This is a genomic window from Streptomyces meridianus (assembly GCF_023703325.1).
GTDB classification, from domain to species: Bacteria; Actinomycetota; Actinomycetes; order Streptomycetales; family Streptomycetaceae; genus Streptomyces; species Streptomyces meridianus.
In genome coordinates, this window is the sequence record NZ_JAMQGM010000041.1 from 17,233 (window position 1) to 35,358 (window position 18,126).

The following is an 18,126-nucleotide window of genomic DNA, read 5'->3' on the forward strand; positions in this document are numbered from 1 at the left end:
GGCCCCGCCGGAGTCGGCCGGGGTCGTCCATCGGCTTTCCTCCGGAGACGGAGGAACCGAACGACCCGTGCACGACAGAGCGGTGCGGGCGCGCACGGCGTCCCGCACCCGGAAGAGGTAGCCCGTGTCCACCCACTCCAAGCCGTCGGCGGCCGACCACCCCGTGATCGGCGTCCTCGCCCTCCAGGGTGACGTCCGTGAACACCTCGCAGCGCTCGCCGGTGCCGGTGCGCTGGCCCGCCCGGTCCGCCGGCCGGACGAGCTCGCCGAGGCCGACGGCCTCGTGGTCCCCGGCGGCGAGTCGACCACCATGGCCAAGCTCGCCGTCGCCTTCGGACTGCTCGAACCGCTGCGGGAGCGGATCCGCGCCGGAATGCCCGCCTACGGTTCGTGCGCCGGCATGATCATGCTCGCGGACAAGATTCTCGACGGCCGGGACGACCAGGAGACCATCGGCGGCATCGACATGATCGTGCGCCGCAACGCGTTCGGACGGCAGAACGAGTCGTTCGAGGCGGCGGTCGAGATGGCAGGCATCGACGGCGGTCCGGTGGAAGGGCTCTTCATCCGTGCCCCATGGGTCGAGTCCGTGGGCGCCGGGGTCGAGGTCCTGGCCACCGTGCGGTCCGGCGAGAGCGGTACCCACCCCGTCGCGGTCCGCCAGGGCAACCTCCTCGCGACCTCGTTCCATCCCGAGCTCACCGGTGATCACCGGGTGCACGAACTCTTCGTCGCAATGGTGCGAGCCGCGGCCCGCTGTGCTGCGGCCGGTGCCTGACCCGGGCGTGGGAGGACGCGGGACCGGGGCGGGTCCGACCGTCCCGGTAGGATCGTTTCCGTTCGTGCAGTAATCGGTGACGTGAAGGAGACAGGCGGATGTCCGGCCACTCTAAATGGGCTACGACGAAGCACAAGAAGGCCGTGATCGACGCCAAGCGCGGCAAGCTCTTCGCGAAGCTGATCAAGAACATCGAGGTCGCTGCCCGGACCGGCGGTCCGGACCCGGACGGCAACCCGACCCTGTTCGACGCCATCCAGAAGGCGAAGAAGCAGTCCGTCCCGAACAAGAACATCGACTCCGCGGTCAAGCGCGGCGGCGGTCTCGAGGGCGGCGGTGTCGACTACGAGACGATCATGTACGAGGGTTACGGCCCCAACGGTGTCGCGGTGCTCGTCGAGTGCCTGACGGACAACCGCAACCGTGCGGCGTCCGACGTGCGCGTCGCCATGACCCGCAACGGCGGCTCGATGGCCGACCCGGGCTCGGTCTCCTACCTGTTCAACCGCAAGGGCGTCGTGATCGTGCCCAAGGGCGAGCTGACCGAGGACGACGTGCTCGGCGCCGTCCTGGACGCCGGTGCCGAGGAGGTCAACGACCTCGGCGAGAGCTTCGAGGTCCTCAGCGAGGCCACCGACCTCGTCGCGGTGCGCTCCGCGCTCCAGGAGTCGGGCATCGACTACGACTCGGCCGACGCCAACTTCGTCCCGACCATGCAGGTCGAGCTCGACGAGGAGGGCGCCCGGAAGATCTTCAAGCTGATCGACGCCCTCGAGGACAGCGACGACGTGCAGAACGTGTTCGCGAACTTCGACGTCTCCGACGACGTCATGGAGAAGGTCGACGCCTGACGTTCCGACAGCGAGCGGCGGCGCGGGCCGGCGGGGGGAAACACCCCGCCGGCCCGCCGCTGTTGTCGGTACCTGCCGATAGCCTGCCGGAACACGTCCGAGTCAGGTGGAAGGGAGCGGCGCCGGTGCGCGTGCTGGGGGTGGACCCGGGGCTGACCCGTTGCGGGATCGGGGTCGTCGAAGGGGTCGCGGGCCGTGCGCTCACCATGGCCGGGGTCGGAGTCGTCCGTACGCCGGCGGATGCCGACATCGGCGCGCGCCTCGTCCTCATCGAGCAGGGCCTGGAGCAGTGGCTCGACGAGTACCGGCCCGAATACGTCGCCGTGGAGCGGGTGTTCAGCCAGCACAACGTGCGCACGGTCATGGGCACCGCACAGGCCAGCGCCGTGGCGATGCTTTGCGCCTCGCGCCGCGGTCTGCCCGTCGCCCTGCACACGCCCAGCGAGGTCAAGGCCGCCGTGACCGGCAGCGGCCGCGCGGACAAGGCCCAGGTCGGTGCCATGGTGACCCGGCTGCTGCGGCTCGACGCCCCGCCGAAACCGGCGGATGCCGCCGACGCCCTCGCCCTGGCGATCTGTCACATCTGGCGCGCGCCCGCGGTCAACCGGCTCCAGCAGGCGCACGCGGCGGCGCGCGGGCGGACACCGGCTCCGCCCGCCACGGTTGCCCGGGCGAGCCGGACGGCCGTACGTCAACGAACCTCCCGGAAGGACACCTGACTGTGATCGCCTTCGTCAGCGGCCCCGTCGCCGCCCTCGCGCCGGACTCCGCGGTCGTCGAGGTCGGCGGCATCGGCATGTCCGTCCAGTGCGCCCCGAACACCCTCTCCGCGCTGCGGGTGGGGGAGCGGGCCCGGCTCGCGACCTCCCTGGTCGTCCGGGAGGACTCGCTGACGCTCTACGGGTTCGCGGACGACGACGAGCGCCAGGTCTTCGAACTCCTGCAGACCGCAAGCGGTGTCGGCCCCCGGCTGGCCCAGGCGATGCTCGCCGTGCACAGCCCGGACGCCCTGCGTCGCGCGGTCGCACTCGGCGACGAGAAAGCACTGACAGCCGTCTCCGGCATCGGCAAGAAGGGCGCTCAGCGGCTGCTGCTGGAGCTGAAGGACCGGCTCGGCGAACCCATCGGCACCCCCGCCGTGCAGACCGCCCGGGCCGGGGGGACACCGCCGTGGCGTGAGCAACTGCATGCCGCACTCGTGGGTCTCGGCTACGCAGCCCGGGAGGCCGACGACGCCGTCGAGGCTGTCACCCCGCAGGCGGAGGCCGCGGCCGTGGACGGTGCGGCTCCACCGGTCCCGCAGTTGCTGCGGGCCGCCCTGCAGACCCTCAACCGCGCACGCTGAACCGCACCCCCGTTCGGTCCCCCGCCGCTCCGGCCGGGGGACCCGGAAGGACTCAGGCACACATGGACTTCGACGTATCCGGACCCGGAACCGACAACCGGCTGGTCGAAGCAGCCGCCGACGGTGAGGACCAGGCCGTCGAGGCCGCGCTGCGGCCCAAGGACCTCGAGGAGTTCATCGGGCAGGAGCGGGTCCGTGAACAGCTCGATCTCGTCCTGCGCGCCGCCCGCGCGCGCGGCGCGACCGCCGACCACGTCCTGCTCTCCGGCGGGCCCGGGCTCGGCAAGACCACCCTCTCCATGATCATCGCCGCGGAGATGGGCGCCCCGATCCGCATCACCTCCGGCCCCGCCATCCAGCACGCCGGCGACCTCGCCGCGATCCTCTCGTCCCTCACGGAGGGCGAGGTGCTCTTCCTCGACGAGATCCACCGGATGTCCCGGCCGGCCGAGGAGATGCTCTACATGGCGATGGAGGACTTCCGGGTCGACGTCATCGTCGGCAAGGGCCCCGGCGCCACCGCCATCCCGCTGGAGCTGCCGCCGTTCACCCTCGTCGGCGCGACCACCCGAGCCGGACTGCTGCCGCCTCCGCTGCGCGACCGCTTCGGATTCACCGGCCACATGGAGTTCTACGGGCCGGCCGAGCTGGAGCGCGTCATCCACCGTTCGGCCGGACTGCTGGACGTCAGGATCGAGACGGAGGGGGCAGCGGAGATCGCGGGCCGCTCCCGTGGCACCCCCCGGATCGCCAACCGTCTCCTGCGCCGCGTGCGGGACTACGCCCAGGTCAAGACTGACGGGCTGATCACCCGGGAGGTGGCCGCGGCCGCCCTCCAGGTCTACGAGGTCGACGCCCGGGGCCTCGACCGGCTGGACCGCGCGGTGCTCACGGCCCTGCTCAAGCTGTTCGGTGGCGGTCCCGTCGGTCTGTCCACCCTGGCGGTCGCGGTGGGGGAGGAGCGGGAGACGGTGGAAGAGGTCGCCGAACCGTTCCTGGTCCGCGAAGGCCTGCTCGCCCGGACCCCCCGGGGCCGGGTCGCCACGCCCGCGGCGTGGGACCACCTCGGGCTGACGCCCCCGAACGGCGCCGGACCGGCCCAGCAGGGGCTCTTCGGCGGGTGACGGCGCGGGTACTCGCCCGGGCAGGAACCCCGGTGACATGCTGGGCGTTGTTCCTGATACGCGGACTCCCTTAGACTCCGCCGATGCCGTCCCCTCCCGGACGGCCTTGCCCATACCCGCTCACCAGGCCGCCATGCGCGGTCGTGCGAAGGATTTCCGGCCGTGGATATTGTGACCCTCCTCCCGCTCGTTCTGATCATCGGCGTCATGTTCCTCATGACCCGCTCGGCAAAGAACAAGCAGCGGCAGGCCGTGCAGATGCGTGACTCGATGCAGCCGGGCGCCGGTATCCGGACGATCGGGGGCATGTACGCCACCGTCAAGGAGATCCACGACGACACGATCCTCCTCGAGGTCGCCCCGGGCGTGCACGCTGTCTACGCGAAGAACGCCGTCGGCGCCGTCCTGGAGGACGAGGAGTACAACCGCATCGTGCACGGCATCGACCCGGCCGTGCAGAAGACCGACGAGCCGGTCGTCCCGGACGACGCCTCCTCGCTGACCGATGACGCGGACGATGCCGCCCGGATCGACCTCGGCAAGTCCGAGGCCGGGGACCAGGCCGCTCCGGCCGCCGGCGCCGAGCAGACCGACGCGCCGAAGGCCGCCGACCGGGCCGAGGACGGCAAGAAGGACGACGGCGGCACCGACGCGAAGTAGACCTCCCGAGAACCGCGAGCGTCCGGGTGTGCCATCCTGCTGCGACCGCCCCCGGACGCACCGCGGTTGCCTGACGGTCTAGGCTCCGGCGGGGCACGTCCCCACATCACTTCGTGGCCGCCCGCGACAGCCGACGCGCGGCGGTTGGACAGGGAGAAACAAGAAGGTGGCAGCACCGAAGAAGGGCCGGCGGTCCTCGGGGGGTCAGAGCAGGCCAGGGCGTGCTCTGGCGCTCATCGCGATCGCCCTGGTCGCCCTCACCGGGGGGATGTTCCTCTCCGGTCACACCACGCCCCGACTGGGCATCGATCTCGCCGGCGGCACCAGCATCACGCTCAGTGCCAAGGAACAGCCGGGCCAGAAGAACGCGATCAACCCGACCAACATGAACACGGCCGTCGGCATCATCGAGCGGCGTGTCAACGGGCTGGGCGTCTCCGAGGCCGAGGTACAGACCCAGGGCGACCGGAACATCATCGTCAACATCCCCCGGGGGACGAACGAGAAGCAGGCCCGGGAACAGGTCGGCACCACGGCGCAGCTGTACTTCCGGCCGGTGCTCACCATCGCGCCCGGCACTCCGGCGCCCAAGCCGAAGCCCTCCGAATCCCCCGCGGGCAAGGCCGGGGACAAGGGGAAGGCCGGCAGCGGTGAGAAGGCCACCGGCACGGACAAGCCCTCGGACGGACCGAGCGCCTCGGCGCCGGCACCGAGCAGCACCACGCAGGGCCGCGCCGTCACCGACGCGCTGAAGGCCGACGCCTCGAAGTCCCCGCAGGCCGCGCCGTCGAAGGCCGCCCCCAGCGGTTCCGCCCGGCCCACGGGCTCGCCCGCGCCGTCCGGGGCCGCGACCCCCGCCCCGCAGCCCACGCCGGGCGCCAACATCCCGCCCGAGCTGAAGAAGAAGCTCGACGCGCTCAACTGCGCCGACCCGAAGGCACGCGCCGAGGCCGGCCTGGGCGTCAAGCCCAGTGAGCCCACCGTCGCCTGCGACGAGCAGGGCAAGGCCAAGTACGCCCTCGGGCCGGCCGGCGTCAGCGGAACCGACGTCGACGACGCCAAGGCCGCCTTCGACCAGCAGTCCGGTGCCGGCTGGATCGTCACGCTGGACTTCAACTCCAAGGGCGCCGACAAGTTCGCCGACGTGACCGGCAAGCTCGCTGCCCAGCAGCCGCCGAACAACCAGTTCGCGATCGTCCTCGACAACGAGGTGGTCTCGGCACCGAGCGTTTCCTCCGCGATCACCGGCGGCAACGCCCAGATCTCCGGAAGCTTCACCCAGCAGTCCGCGAGTGACCTGGCCAACGTGCTGTCCTACGGCGCCCTGCCGCTGACCTTCACGGAGTCCAACGTCACCACCGTCTCCCCGGCCCTCGGCGGGGAGCAGCTGCACGCCGGACTCGTCGCCGGCGCCCTGGGCCTCGCCCTCGTCGTGCTCTACCTGGTCATCTACTACAGGGGCCTGTCGCTCATCGCGATCCTGAGCCTCCTGGTCTCGGCGGCGATGACGTACACGATCATGACGCTGCTCGGCCCGGCCATCGGCTTCGCGCTGAACCTCCCGGCCGTGTGCGGTGCCATCGTCGCGATCGGGATCACCGCCGACTCCTTCATCGTGTACTTCGAGCGCATCCGGGACGAGATCCGGGAGGGCCGCAGCCTGCGCCCGGCCGTCGAGCGCGGCTGGCCGAGGGCCCGGCGCACCATCCTGGTCGCGGACTTCGTGTCCTTCCTCGCCGCCGCGGTGCTGTTCATCGCAACGGTGGGCAAGGTGCAGGGCTTCGCCTTCACCCTGGGTCTGACCACGCTCCTCGACGTCGTGGTCGTCTTCCTCTTCACCAAGCCGCTGATGACGATCCTCGCCAAGCGGAAGTTCTTCTCGAGCGGGCATCCGTGGTCCGGCCTCGACCCGACGCGCCTGGGTGCCAGGCCGCCGCTGCGCGGCCGCCGTCGTCCTGCCGCCCCGACCGACCCGAAGGAGGCGTGAGATGTCGCGACTCGGCACCTTGGGCGCCCGGCTCTACCGCGGTGAGGTCGGCTACGACTTCGTCGGCAAGCGCAAGATCTGGTACGGCATCTCGATCCTGATCACCATCACGGCCATCGTGGGCCTGGCGGTGCGCGGCCTCAACATGGGCATCGAGTTCTCCGGCGGTGCGGTCTTCACCACTCCCAAGGCCAGCGTCTCGGTGGGCCAGGCGGAGCAGTTCGCGGAGCGGGCCTCCGGCCACGCCGCACTGGTGCAGGAACTCGGCAACGGCGGCCTGCGGATCCAGATCAGCGAGGTCGACACCGCCAAGTCGGACCAGATCAAGCAGAAGCTCTCCCAGGACCTGGACATCCCGGCGTCCCAGATCAACGCCGACCTCGTCGGCCCGAGCTGGGGCGAGCAGATCGCCAACAAGGCCTGGCTGGGCCTCGGCATCTTCATGCTCCTGGTGGTGATCTACCTGGCCATCGCCTTCGAGTGGCGGATGGCGCTGGCCGCACTGATCGCGCTCATTCACGACCTCACGATCACCGTCGGCATCTACTCGCTCGTCGGGTTCGAGGTCACCGTCGGTACGGTCATCGGCCTGCTGACCATCCTCGGTTACTCCCTGTACGACACCGTCGTCGTCTTCGACGGACTGAAGGAGGCCAGCCGGGGCATCACCAAGCAGGCCCGCCGTACCTACAGCGAGGTCGCCAACCGGAGCCTCAACGGCACCCTGGTGCGGTCCATCAACACCACGGTGGTGGCGCTCCTGCCGGTTGCCGCCCTGCTCTTCATCGGGGGCGGCTTCCTCGGCGCGGGCATGCTCAACGACATCTCGCTGTCGCTGTTCGTCGGTCTCGCGGCCGGCGCCTACTCATCGATCTTCATTGCCACCCCGCTGGTCGCCGACCTCAAGGAGCGCCAGCCGCAGATGAAGGCCCTGGCCAAGCGGGTGCGCGCCAAGCGGGCCTCTGCCGCCGCCAAGGGTGAGACGGACGGGGCGGAACAGCAGGACCGGGAGGACGGCGAGTACGAGGAGAACGGCACCTCGGTGGTCCGTCCCCGGTACCAGCCCCCGGCCCGCAACCGTGGCCGCGGCGGGCCCTCGGGCGGCCGCCGATGACGGCCATACCGGTGCGGGACCTGCTGCTGGAACGGATCCGGGACGTCGCGGACTACCCCAAGCCCGGGGTGATGTTCAAGGACATCACTCCGCTGCTGGCCGACCCCGCCGCCTTCGGGGCGCTCACCGAGAGCCTCGCGGAGCTTTGCACCCGGCACGGCGCAACCAAGGTGGTGGGGCTCGAGGCCCGCGGCTTCATCCTCGCCGCACCTGCCGCCCTGCGGGCCGGTCTCGGGTTCGTCCCCGTGCGCAAAGCGGGCAAGCTCCCCGGAGCGACCCTCGCCCAGGCGTACGAGCTCGAGTACGGCACCGCCGAGATCGAGGTGCACGCCGAGGACCTGAACGCCGGCGACCGCGTCATGGTCATCGACGACGTGCTCGCCACCGGCGGCACCGCCGGGGCCTCGCTGCAGCTCATCCGCCGGGCCGGCGCCGACGTCGCGGGCGTGGCGGTCCTCATGGAACTGGGTTTCCTGAACGGGCGCCTCCGCCTGGCGGAGGAACTCGGCGGAGCGCCCCTGGAGGCTCTGATCACGGTCTGATCCCCCGACGGCCGCAGCAGCACATCGCCCCGAGGCGGGTGCCCGGAAGCACCGGGTTCCCGCCTCGGGGTGTGATCGGGACTGCTCGTACGGCGACCGGGCACGGCGTGTGATGCCGGGATCGATACCATGGGGATTCCGGGCCTGACCGGGGGCCGGAACAACTCTCCTCGCGCGCCCGCGGTGAGGAGGGGCCCACTGAGGAGTGCTCTTGCCAGACAAGGCCCAGCCGCTCTCCCCCAGGACCCGTCCGGGGGAGCAACCGGATCCGCAGACCGCCGAGGCACCGGCAGCACCGACTGCGCCGGCTGCACCGGTAACGGGCCCGCCTGCCGAGAACAGAGCCGACGCGGCGGAGCCCCGGACCACTCCCGTCTCCGTGGACAAGCCCCTTCCTGCAGGGTCCACCGCCCCTCCCACGCCGCCGGCCGACGCTGCGGCGAGGCCGCGGCCGGGCCGTACGTCCCCGCCCGCCGCTCCCACGCCCGGCCGCACCGGCTCGTCGAACCGCGTGCGCGCCCGGCTGGCCCGGCTGGGCGTGCAGCGCTCCAGCCCGTACAACCCCGTGCTCGAGCCGTTGCTGCGCATCGTCCGCAGTAACGACCCGAAGATCGAGGCCGCCACGCTCCGCCAGATCGAGCAGGCCTATCAGGTCGCCGAGCGCTGGCACCGGGGCCAGAAGCGCAAGAGCGGCGACCCTTACATCACGCATCCGCTCGCGGTCACGACGATCCTCGCCGAACTGGGTATGGACCCCGCGACGCTCATGGCGGGCCTGTTGCACGACACGGTCGAGGACACCGAATACGGACTCGACACCCTGCGCCGCGACTTCGGCGACCAGGTCGCGCTGCTCGTCGACGGCGTCACCAAGCTGGACAAGGTCAAGTTCGGCGAGGCCGCCCAGGCCGAGACCGTCCGCAAGATGGTCGTCGCGATGGCCCGGGACCCCCGGGTGCTGGTCATCAAGCTCGCGGACCGGCTGCACAACATGCGCACCATGCGCTACCTCAAGCGGGAGAAGCAGGAGAAGAAGGCCCGCGAGACCCTCGAGATCTACGCCCCGCTGGCGCACCGCCTGGGCATGAACACCATCAAGTGGGAGCTCGAGGACCTCGCCTTCGCGATCCTCTACCCGAAGATGTACGACGAGATCGTACGACTCGTCGCCGAACGCGCCCCCAAGCGCGACGAGTACTTGGCTGTGGTGACCGACCAGGTGCAGGGCGACCTACGGGCGGCCCGCATCAAGGCGACCGTCACCGGCCGGCCGAAGCACTACTACTCCGTCTACCAGAAGATGATCGTCCGCGGCCGGGACTTCGCAGAGATCTACGACCTGGTCGGCATCCGCGTCCTCGTCGACACCGTCCGCGACTGCTACGCGGCGCTCGGGACCATCCACGCGCGGTGGAACCCGGTACCCGGGAGGTTCAAGGACTACATCGCGATGCCGAAGTTCAACATGTACCAGTCGCTCCACACGACGGTCATCGGGCCCAGCGGCAAGCCGGTCGAGCTGCAGATCCGCACCTTCGACATGCACCGGCGCGCGGAGTACGGCATCGCCGCGCACTGGAAGTACAAGCAGGAGGCGGTCGCCGGAGCCTCGAAGGTGCGTACCGACGTGCCGAAGCGGACCGGCAAGGACGACGCGTTCAACGACATGGCCTGGCTGCGCCAGCTGCTGGACTGGCAGAAGGAGACGGAGGACCCCGGGGAGTTCCTCGAGTCGCTGCGCTTCGACCTCTCCCGCAACGAGGTCTTCGTCTTCACGCCGAAGGGCGATGTCATAGCGCTTCCGGCCGGAGCCACCCCGGTCGACTTCGCCTACGCGGTCCACACCGAGGTCGGGCACCGGACGATAGGAGCCCGCGTCAACGGCCGCCTCGTACCGTTGGAGTCCACTCTGGACAACGGCGACCTGGTGGAGGTCTTCACCTCCAAGGCGGCCGGCGCGGGACCGTCCCGCGACTGGCTCGGTTTCGTCAAGTCGCCACGCGCCCGCAACAAGATCCGCGCCTGGTTCTCCAAGGAGCGGCGCGACGAGGCCATCGAGCAGGGCAAGGACGCCATCGTGCGGGCCATGCGCAAGCAGAACCTGCCGATCCAGCGCATCCTCACCGGGGACTCCCTCGTCACCCTCGCGCACGAGATGCGCTACCCGGACATCTCCTCGCTCTACGCGGCCATCGGCGAGAGCCACGTCTCCGCGCAGAACGTGGTGCAGAAGCTGGTACAGGCCCTCGGCGGCGAGGACGCCGCCAACGAGGACATCGCCGAGACCACACCGCCCATCCAGCGTCGTACCAAGCGCCGTTCGAGCTCCGACCCGGGTGTCGTGGTCAAGGGCGTCGAGGACGTGTGGGTCAAGCTGGCCCGCTGCTGCACCCCCGTCCCGGGCGACCCGATCATCGGGTTCGTCACCCGGGGCAGCGGCGTCTCGGTGCACCGGGCGGACTGCGTCAACGTGGACTCGCTCTCCCGCCAGCCCGAACGCATCCTCGAAGTCGAGTGGGCGCCCACCCAGTCGTCCGTTTTCCTGGTAGCCATCCAGGTGGAGGCGCTCGACCGGTCCCGGCTGCTCTCGGACGTCACACGGGTCCTGTCGGACCAGCACGTGAACATCCTGTCGGCGGCCGTCCAGACTTCCCGGGACCGGGTCGCGGTCTCGCGTTTCACGTTCGAGATGGGCGATCCCAAACACCTCGGTCACGTGCTCCGTGCGGTCCGGGGCGTGGAGGGCGTCTACGACGTCTATCGCGTGACCTCCGCCCGCAGGGCCTGACCAGGACCGGTCACCGCGGTGGCCCCGGTGCTTCGAGCACCGGGGCCACCGCCGTGCGCCGCGCCGTGAGGACGCGGCACGCGCTCAACCGCCGAACTCCTGCAGGCCCTTGAGTGCCTGGTCCAGGAGCGCCTGGCGGCCCTCGAGTTCCTTTGCCAGCTTGTCGGCCTTGGTGTTGTTGCTGGCCGCACGCGCCGCGTCGACCTGCGTGCGCAGCTTGTCGACCGCGTCCTGCAGCTGGCCGGTCAGCCCCGCGGCGCGGGCCCGGGCCTCGGGGTTGGTACGGCGCCACTCGGCCTCTTCGGCTTCGAGGATCGCGCGCTCCACCGTGTGCATCCGGCCCTCGACCTTCGGCCGGGCGTCGCGCGGCACGTGACCGATGGCCTCCCAGCGTTCGTTGATCGAACGGAATGCGGCGCGAACCGCCTTCAGATCGGTCACCGGCAGCAGCTTCTCGGCCTCGAGAGCGAGTTCCTCCTTGCGGGCCAGGTTCTCCCGCTGCTCCGAGTCACGTTCGGCGAAGACCGCGCTGCGCGCCTGGAAGAAGACGTCCTGGGCGCCCCGGAAGCGGTTCCACAGGTCCTCCTCGGCCTCGCGCTGGGCGCGGCCCGCGGCCTTCCACTCGGTCATCAGCTCGCGATAGCGGGCGGCGGTCTGGCCCCAGTCGGTGGAATCGGACAGCGATTCGGCCTCCGTGACCAGCCTCTCCTTGGTCCTGCGGGCCTCCTCGCGCTGCGCGTCCAGCGCCGCGAAGTGGGCCTTGCGCCGCTTCGAGAACGCCGATCGGGCATGCGAGAAACGGTGCCAGAGCTCGTCGTCGGTCTTCCGGTCCAGGCGCGGCAGGCCCTTCCAGGTGTCGACGAGCGCCCGCAGCCGATCGCCGGCCACCCGCCACTGCTCGCTCGCGGCCAGCTCCTCGGCCTCGGCGACGAGCTGCTCCTTGGCCTGGCGGGCCTCGGCCGACTGCTTGGCCTTGGCCGCCTTGCGCTCCTCCCGGCGTTCCGCGACGCCGGCCTCGAGCTTGTCCAGCCGCTTGCCGAGGGCCTCGAGGTCACCGACCGCGTGCGCCTCGTCCACCTGTGCGCGCAGATGCTCGATGGCGGTCGTCGCATCCTTCGACGACAGGTCGGTCGTCCTCACCCGGCGCTCGAGAAGACCGATCTCCACGACCAGGCCGTCATACTTGCGCTCGAAGTAGGCAAGGGCCTCGTCCGGAGATCCCGCCTGCCACGATCCGACGACCTTCTCGCCCTCGGCCGTCCGCACGTACACGGTCCCCGTCTCGTCGACGCGTCCCCATGGGTCGCTGCTCACAGCGCCTCCTCCACATGATGCCTGCACGAGCGCTGGGCCCGTGGGCATCGTCCACAGTTCTTCCGGCAGGGCGTCGCCCCGGCCGGTCCGACAGTCGGCTGCACCGCGCGGACTTGTCCGCGGGGGACCGGCGGCGAACCGCCGGTCCCCAAGGTCCGCGCACGAAGGCGGCGGCCGTCGGCGCCGACACCCCTGTACACCGCCCAACATAGGCGAACGGCGGTGCGGCTGTCCGCATCCTTGAGCAAGCGAAAACCAGCCCCCACCTCGGGCTCAGGACGTGCGCACCGTCGCCCGGTCGATCACCACGGTCGCGTTGGGCGCAGTGTTCTGCGCGGCGTCGGGGGGTGCGGCCCCGGCGTCCGCGATCTTCTTCAGCACGTCCTTGCCACCGGTGACGGTGCCGAACGGCGTGTAGTCGGGCGGCAGCCGGCTGTCCTTGTACACGAGGAAGAACTGGCTGCCGCCACTGTTCCGGCCCTGGCCGGTCCGGGCGTTGTACTGGTTGGCCATGGCGACCGTGCCCGCCGGGTAGACCTTGCCCTTCAGCCTCGGGTCCTTGAGGTTCTCGTCCGGGATCGTGTAACCGGGACCGCCCCGGCCGGTGCCCTCGGGGTCGCCGCACTGGAGGACGTAGATGCCGCCGGTCGTCAGACGGTGACATTTGGTGTGGTCGAAGAAGCCCTGTCCGGCAAGGAAGTTGAAGGAGTTGACCGTGTGCGGGGCCTTGGTCGCGTTCATCGTGATGCCGATGTCGCCGCAGGTGGTCTCGAGTCGCATGATGTACGACGCGGTCCGGTCGACGCTGAGGGCCGGCTCCTTCTTCCACTGCTCGCCGCTCGGTTTCCCCGCGGCCGGCCTCGCACAGGGGTCGGCGGGCTTGCCCGAGGGGGACGCCTCGGGCGCCGCGTTGTCCTTCTTCCCCTCGTCGTCCCGGAAGACGTCGGTGGCGTACGCGAACACCCCCGCGCCCAGGGCGATGGCGAGGCCGACGGCGATCGCGGCGTTCCGGCGGTGGGCCTTCCTGCGCTGCGCTGTGCGGCGTTCCTGCTGCCGCAGGAACTTCTCCCTGGCGAGCTGCCGTCGCCGCTGGTCCTTGGTGACCACCGGTTCCCTCCTGTCGCGTCGTGTGCGGGCCTTCGGGCCGCCTGCTGCGTCGAGGCGTACCGTATACGGGTTCGCCGTCCGCAGGGCACCGCCGGTAGGCTCTGATCTGCTCAGATTCCTGATCCGGACGAAAGCTGAGGGCGAACGTGCTCATTGCCGGGTTCCCCGCCGGGGCCTGGGGGACCAACTGCTACCTGGTCGCCCCCGCCGCCGGCGAGGAGTGCGTGATCATCGATCCGGGGCACCAGGCGGCCCAGGGCGTCGAAGAGGCACTCGCGAAGCATCGGCTCAAGCCCGTCGCCGTCGTCCTCACCCACGGACACATCGACCACGTGGCCTCCGTGGTGCCGGTCTGCGGCGCGCACGACGTGCCGGCCTGGATCCACCCACGGGACCGCTACATGATGAGCGACCCGGAGAAGGCGCTCGGCCGGTCGATCGGGCAGCCGCTGATGGGCGAGCTGACGGTGGGCGAACCCGACGACGTCCAGGAGCTTGCGGACGGTGCCCAACTGGACCTTGCCGGCATGCGGTTCGGTGTCACGCACGCACCGGGGCATACCAAGGGGTCGGTGACCTTCAGGCTGCCCGAGAGCGCCGACGTGCCGTCGATCTTCTTCTCGGGCGACCTGCTTTTCGCCGGCTCCATAGGACGCACCGACCTGCCCGGCGGCGACCACACCGAGATGCTCGCCTCGCTGGGCCGGGTGTGCCTGCCGCTCGACGACTCGACCGTGGTGCTGTCCGGCCACGGCCCCCAGACGACCATCGGCCGCGAGCGCGCCACCAACCCGTTTCTGCGGGAGGTGGCGGCCGGCCTCGGAAGCGGCGGAAGCGCCGCTCCGCGACGAGGAATGTGACGACTTCTCCCGTGAGCACCTTCAAGGCCCCCAAGGGCACCTACGACCTGCTTCCGCCGGACTCCGCGAACTATCTGGCGGTGCGCGAGATGATCTCCGCCCCGCTCCGGCGCGCGGGGTACGGCTACATCGAGACCCCCGGTTTCGAGAACGTCGAGCTCTTCGCCCGCGGTGTCGGCGAGTCCACCGACATCGTGACCAAGGAGATGTACACGCTCACCACCAAGGGCGGCGACGAGCTCGCCCTGCGCCCGGAGGGCACCGCCTCCGTGCTGCGTGCCGCGCTGGAGGCCAACCTCCACAAACTCGGGAACCTGCCCGTCAAGCTCTGGTACTCCGGGTCCTACTACCGCTACGAGCGGCCGCAGAAGGGCCGCTACCGCCACTTCTCGCAGGTCGGCGCCGAGGCCATCGGGGCTCAGGACCCCGCGCTCGACGCAGAGTTGATCATCCTGGCGGTGGACGCATACCGCTCGCTGGGCCTGAAGAACTTCCGGCTGCTGCTGAACTCGCTCGGCGACCAGGAGTGCCGCCCGGTCTACCGCGCCGCGCTCCAGGACTTCCTGCGCGGGCTCGACCTCGACGACGACACCCGCAAGCGGATCGACATCAATCCGCTGCGGGTGCTCGACGACAAGCGCGACTCGGTGCAGAAGCAGCTCGCCGGTGCGCCGATGATGCGCGACCACCTGTGCGAGGCGTGCAAGGAGTACCACGACACGGTGCGTGAACTCCTGCTCGCGGCAGGTGTCGAGTTCGAGGACGACCCGAAGCTGGTCCGCGGTCTCGACTACTACACGCGCACGACCTTCGAGTTCGTCCACGACGGCCTGGGCTCGCAGTCCGCGGTCGGCGGTGGCGGGCGCTACGACGGTCTGTCGGAGATGATCGGCGGCCCGGCGCTGCCCTCCGTCGGCTGGGCGCTCGGCGTGGACCGCACGGTTCTCGCGTTGCAGGCCGAGGGAGTCGAACTCCGACTGCCGTCCGCCACGCAGGTGTTCGCGGTACCGCTCGGCGACGATGCGCGGCGTGCCCTGTTCGGCATCGTCACCGGGTTGCGCCGGGCCGGGATCGCCGCGGACTTCGCGTTCGGCGGCAAGGGCCTCAAGAACGCGATGAAATCGGCCAACCGGTCGGGCGCGCGGTACGCCGTGGTCGCCGGCGAGCGGGACCTCGCCGAGGGCAGCGTCCAGCTCAAGGACCTCGAGACGGGCGAGCAGCAGCCGGTCGCGCTGGACGAGGTCGTGGCCGAGCTCTCCCGCCGGCTGGCCTGAGCACGCCGTACCGTCGCACCGCAGTGCCCGGACGGCCGTCGCCGTCCGGGCACTGCGCTGTGCGGTGGCCCCGAAGAGCCCGGACGGCAACACCGTGCCGAGCCGGTCCCTCGTCCGGTGGACAACTCCCGGTGACCGGTCTCCCTGGGGCACAATGTGCCTCGTGCCCGGCAGGGCGGCCATCTTCTCGGGAGCGACGGAACGGCACTATGACGATGACAGCGCTTGACGACGTGTCCACCGACGGTGAACGGGGGGACGACACCCCGGCCACCATCGGCAGCAGCCGCGGCTTCGGATGGCTGCTGGTGATCACGGGCGCCGCCGGACTGCTCGCCGCCTGGGTGATCACCCTCGACAAGCTCAAGATCATGGAGGCGAAGCTCGAGGGGAAGACCTTCACCCCCGGCTGCAGCCTCAACCCGATCGTCTCCTGCGGCAACATCATGGAGAGCGCGCAGGCCAAGGCGTTCGGCTTTCCCAACCCCTGGCTGGGCCTGGCCACCTACGGCGTGGTGATCGGTATCGGCCTCGGTCTCCTCGCCGGCGCACGCTACCGCCGCTGGTACTGGCTCGGTCTCAACGCCGGCACGCTGTTCGGCGTGGGCTTCTGCAGCTGGCTCCAGTACCAGTCGCTGTACGTCATCGGCTCGCTGTGCCTGTGGTGCTGCCTGGCCTGGGTCGCCACCATCGTCATGTTCTGCTATGTGACCGTGCACAACGTCCGCAACCGGGTCCTTCCCGCTCCCGAGGGCCTGCGGCGGACGCTGACCGAGTTCCACTGGGTGCCCCCGGTGCTTTGGGTGGGCGTGATCGGAATGCTCGTCCTGACCCGCTGGTGGTCGTTCTGGACCGGCTGACCGGGCGGACCCACCCGGCCCGAGCCTGATCCGGCACCCCACCGGACTGTCGGAACGGTGCCATAGGCTTCTCTGCGTGGAGCCCGATCTGTTCACCGCCGCCGCCGAGGACCGCCAGGAGAAGGACCCGGCAGGCAGCCCGCTGGCCGTGCGCATGCGCCCCCGCACCCTGGACGAGGTCGTGGGCCAGCAGCATCTGCTGAGACCCGGAGCGCCGCTGCGACGCCTGGTCGGCGAGGGTGCGGGCGGACCGGCCGGCGCCTCGTCCGTGATCCTCTGGGGCCCTCCGGGAACCGGCAAGACGACCCTGGCCTATGTGGTCAGTCAGGCCACCAACAAGCGTTTCGTGGAGCTGTCCGCGATCACCTCCGGGGTCAAGGAGGTCCGCGCGGTCATCGACGGCGCACGGCGGGCATCGGGTGGGTACGGCAAGGAGACCGTGCTGTTCCTCGACGAGATCCACCGGTTCAGCAAGGCCCAGCAGGACTCGCTGCTCCCGGCCGTCGAGAACCGCTGGGTGACCCTTGTTGCGGCGACCACCGAGAACCCCTACTTCTCGATCATCTCGCCCCTGCTCTCCCGCTCACTGCTGCTCACGCTGGAGCCGCTCACCGACGACGACCTGCGCTCCCTGCTGCGCCGGGCGGTCGGGGACGAGCGCGGGCTCGGCGGCGCCGTCCGCCTGCCGGAGGACGCCGAGGCGCACCTGCTGCGGATCGCCGGCGGAGACGCCCGTCGTGCGCTCACCGCGCTGGAGGCGGGGGCGGGCTCGGCCATCGCCCGCGGCGAGCAGGAGGTCTCGCTGCGCACGCTGGAGGAGTCCGTCGACCGGGCCGCGGTGACGTACGACCGGGACGGCGACCAGCACTACGACGTCGCCAGCGCGCTCATCAAGTCCATCCGCGGGTCCGACGTGGACGCCGCCCTGCACTACCTGGCCCGCATGATCGAGGCGGGCGAGGACCCCCGGTTCATCGCCCGGCGTCTGATGATCTCGGCGAGCGAGGACATCGGCATGGCCGACCCCACGGCGCTGCAGACCGCCGTCGCAGCCGCTCAGGCCGTGGCGCTGATCGGTTTTCCCGAGGCGCGCATAGCCCTCGGTCAGGCGACAGTCGCGCTTGCTCTCGCGCCGAAGTCCAACGCCGCCTATCTGGCGATCGACGCGGCTCTGGCCGACGTCCGGGCGGGCCATGCGGGCCCCGTGCCGCCGCACCTGCGCGACGGCCACTACAAGGGCGCGCAGAAGCTCGGTCATGCGCGGGGGTACGTGTACCCGCACGACGTGCCGGGCGGCATCGCCCAGCAGCAGTACGCGCCCGACGCGGTGCGGGGCAGGCGCTACTACGAACCGACCCGTTACGGCGCCGAGGCCCGTTATGCCGACGTGCTGGAGCGGGTCCGTGAACGGCTGGGCCGTGGTGGGGCTCCCGAGGGCGACGGTGACAGCGCCGGGGCTGCGGACCCGGCCGGTGACAGCGGACGGCAGTCCGGCACCTGACGGGTCAGCCGGCCCGGTACG

16 protein-coding genes are annotated in these 18,126 nt (G+C 70.7%); 14 read left to right on the forward strand and 2 right to left on the reverse strand.

Features of this window, described 5'->3' with window-relative positions; genetic code table 11:
- The first annotated feature begins 124 nt into the window (after window positions 1-124).
- From pdxT to M1E25_RS19220, 10 genes are all read left to right on the forward strand, one after another.
- The gene (pdxT, locus tag M1E25_RS19175; RefSeq protein ID WP_251417259.1) at window positions 125-778 is read left to right on the forward strand and encodes a pyridoxal 5'-phosphate synthase glutaminase subunit PdxT; all 654 of its coding nucleotides are present in this window, start codon (window positions 125-127) and stop codon (window positions 776-778) included.
- A gap of 98 nt (window positions 779-876) precedes the next feature.
- Window positions 877-1,629, forward strand: coding sequence for a YebC/PmpR family DNA-binding transcriptional regulator (locus M1E25_RS19180; RefSeq protein ID WP_251417261.1), 753 nt, complete (start codon window positions 877-879; stop codon window positions 1,627-1,629).
- A gap of 125 nt (window positions 1,630-1,754) precedes the next feature.
- Entirely contained in the window at window positions 1,755-2,348 is a 594-nt protein-coding gene (gene ruvC / locus M1E25_RS19185; RefSeq protein WP_251417264.1) for a crossover junction endodeoxyribonuclease RuvC, read from the forward strand.
- A gap of 2 nt (window positions 2,349-2,350) precedes the next feature.
- On the forward strand, window positions 2,351-2,974 hold the full coding sequence (gene ruvA, locus M1E25_RS19190; protein ID WP_251417266.1) for a Holliday junction branch migration protein RuvA: 624 nt from the start codon (window positions 2,351-2,353) through the stop codon (window positions 2,972-2,974).
- Window positions 2,975-3,036: 62 nt separating this feature from the next.
- Window positions 3,037-4,098, forward strand: a complete 1,062-nt coding sequence (ruvB, locus tag M1E25_RS19195) for a Holliday junction branch migration DNA helicase RuvB (RefSeq protein WP_251417268.1) — start codon at window positions 3,037-3,039, stop codon at window positions 4,096-4,098.
- A gap of 162 nt (window positions 4,099-4,260) precedes the next feature.
- Complete coding sequence (gene yajC / locus M1E25_RS19200; protein ID WP_251417271.1) at window positions 4,261-4,758, forward strand: preprotein translocase subunit YajC; 498 nt, start codon at window positions 4,261-4,263, stop codon at window positions 4,756-4,758.
- A gap of 166 nt (window positions 4,759-4,924) precedes the next feature.
- Entirely contained in the window at window positions 4,925-6,745 is a 1,821-nt protein-coding gene (secD, locus tag M1E25_RS19205) for a protein translocase subunit SecD (protein WP_251417273.1), read from the forward strand.
- 1 nt (window position 6,746) lies between these two features.
- Entirely contained in the window at window positions 6,747-7,859 is a 1,113-nt protein-coding gene (secF, locus tag M1E25_RS19210; protein ID WP_251417276.1) for a protein translocase subunit SecF, read from the forward strand.
- Window positions 7,856-8,401, forward strand: a complete 546-nt coding sequence (locus M1E25_RS19215; RefSeq protein WP_251417277.1) for an adenine phosphoribosyltransferase — start codon at window positions 7,856-7,858, stop codon at window positions 8,399-8,401. Before secF ends, M1E25_RS19215 begins: the two co-directional genes overlap by 4 nt.
- Before the next feature lie 211 nt (window positions 8,402-8,612).
- Entirely contained in the window at window positions 8,613-11,189 is a 2,577-nt protein-coding gene (locus M1E25_RS19220) for a RelA/SpoT family protein (RefSeq protein WP_251417279.1), read from the forward strand.
- An 84-nt stretch (window positions 11,190-11,273) separates the two neighbouring features.
- On the opposite strand, the gene M1E25_RS19225 is transcribed toward M1E25_RS19220, so the two are convergent.
- Together M1E25_RS19225 and M1E25_RS19230 are read right to left on the reverse strand one after the other, a co-directional pair.
- Window positions 11,274-12,503 carry a DUF349 domain-containing protein gene (locus tag M1E25_RS19225; protein WP_251417282.1) on the reverse strand — a complete coding sequence of 410 codons (1,230 nt, stop codon included), beginning with the start codon at window positions 12,501-12,503 and terminating at the stop codon, window positions 11,274-11,276.
- A gap of 273 nt (window positions 12,504-12,776) precedes the next feature.
- Window positions 12,777-13,610 (reverse strand): peptidylprolyl isomerase, encoded by an 834-nt coding sequence (locus M1E25_RS19230; RefSeq protein WP_251417284.1) that lies wholly within the window; start codon window positions 13,608-13,610, stop codon window positions 12,777-12,779.
- 146 nt (window positions 13,611-13,756) lie between these two features.
- Here M1E25_RS19230 and M1E25_RS19235 point away from each other — a divergent pair, with 146 nt between their 5' ends.
- The 4 genes from M1E25_RS19235 to M1E25_RS19250 all read left to right on the forward strand — a co-directional run bounded on the left by M1E25_RS19235 (window position 13,757) and on the right by M1E25_RS19250 (window position 18,105).
- Window positions 13,757-14,470 (forward strand): MBL fold metallo-hydrolase, encoded by a 714-nt coding sequence (locus tag M1E25_RS19235; RefSeq protein ID WP_251417286.1) that lies wholly within the window; start codon window positions 13,757-13,759, stop codon window positions 14,468-14,470.
- 11 nt (window positions 14,471-14,481) lie between these two features.
- On the forward strand, window positions 14,482-15,744 hold the full coding sequence (gene hisS, locus M1E25_RS19240; RefSeq protein ID WP_251417288.1) for a histidine--tRNA ligase: 1,263 nt from the start codon (window positions 14,482-14,484) through the stop codon (window positions 15,742-15,744).
- Window positions 15,745-15,953: 209 nt separating this feature from the next.
- A complete protein-coding gene (locus M1E25_RS19245; protein WP_251417290.1) occupies window positions 15,954-16,604 on the forward strand; it encodes a vitamin K epoxide reductase family protein in 651 nt (216 codons plus the stop codon).
- Between the two features lie 76 nt (window positions 16,605-16,680).
- Entirely contained in the window at window positions 16,681-18,105 is a 1,425-nt protein-coding gene (locus M1E25_RS19250; protein ID WP_251417292.1) for a replication-associated recombination protein A, read from the forward strand.
- The last annotated feature ends 21 nt before the right edge of the window (window positions 18,106-18,126 follow it).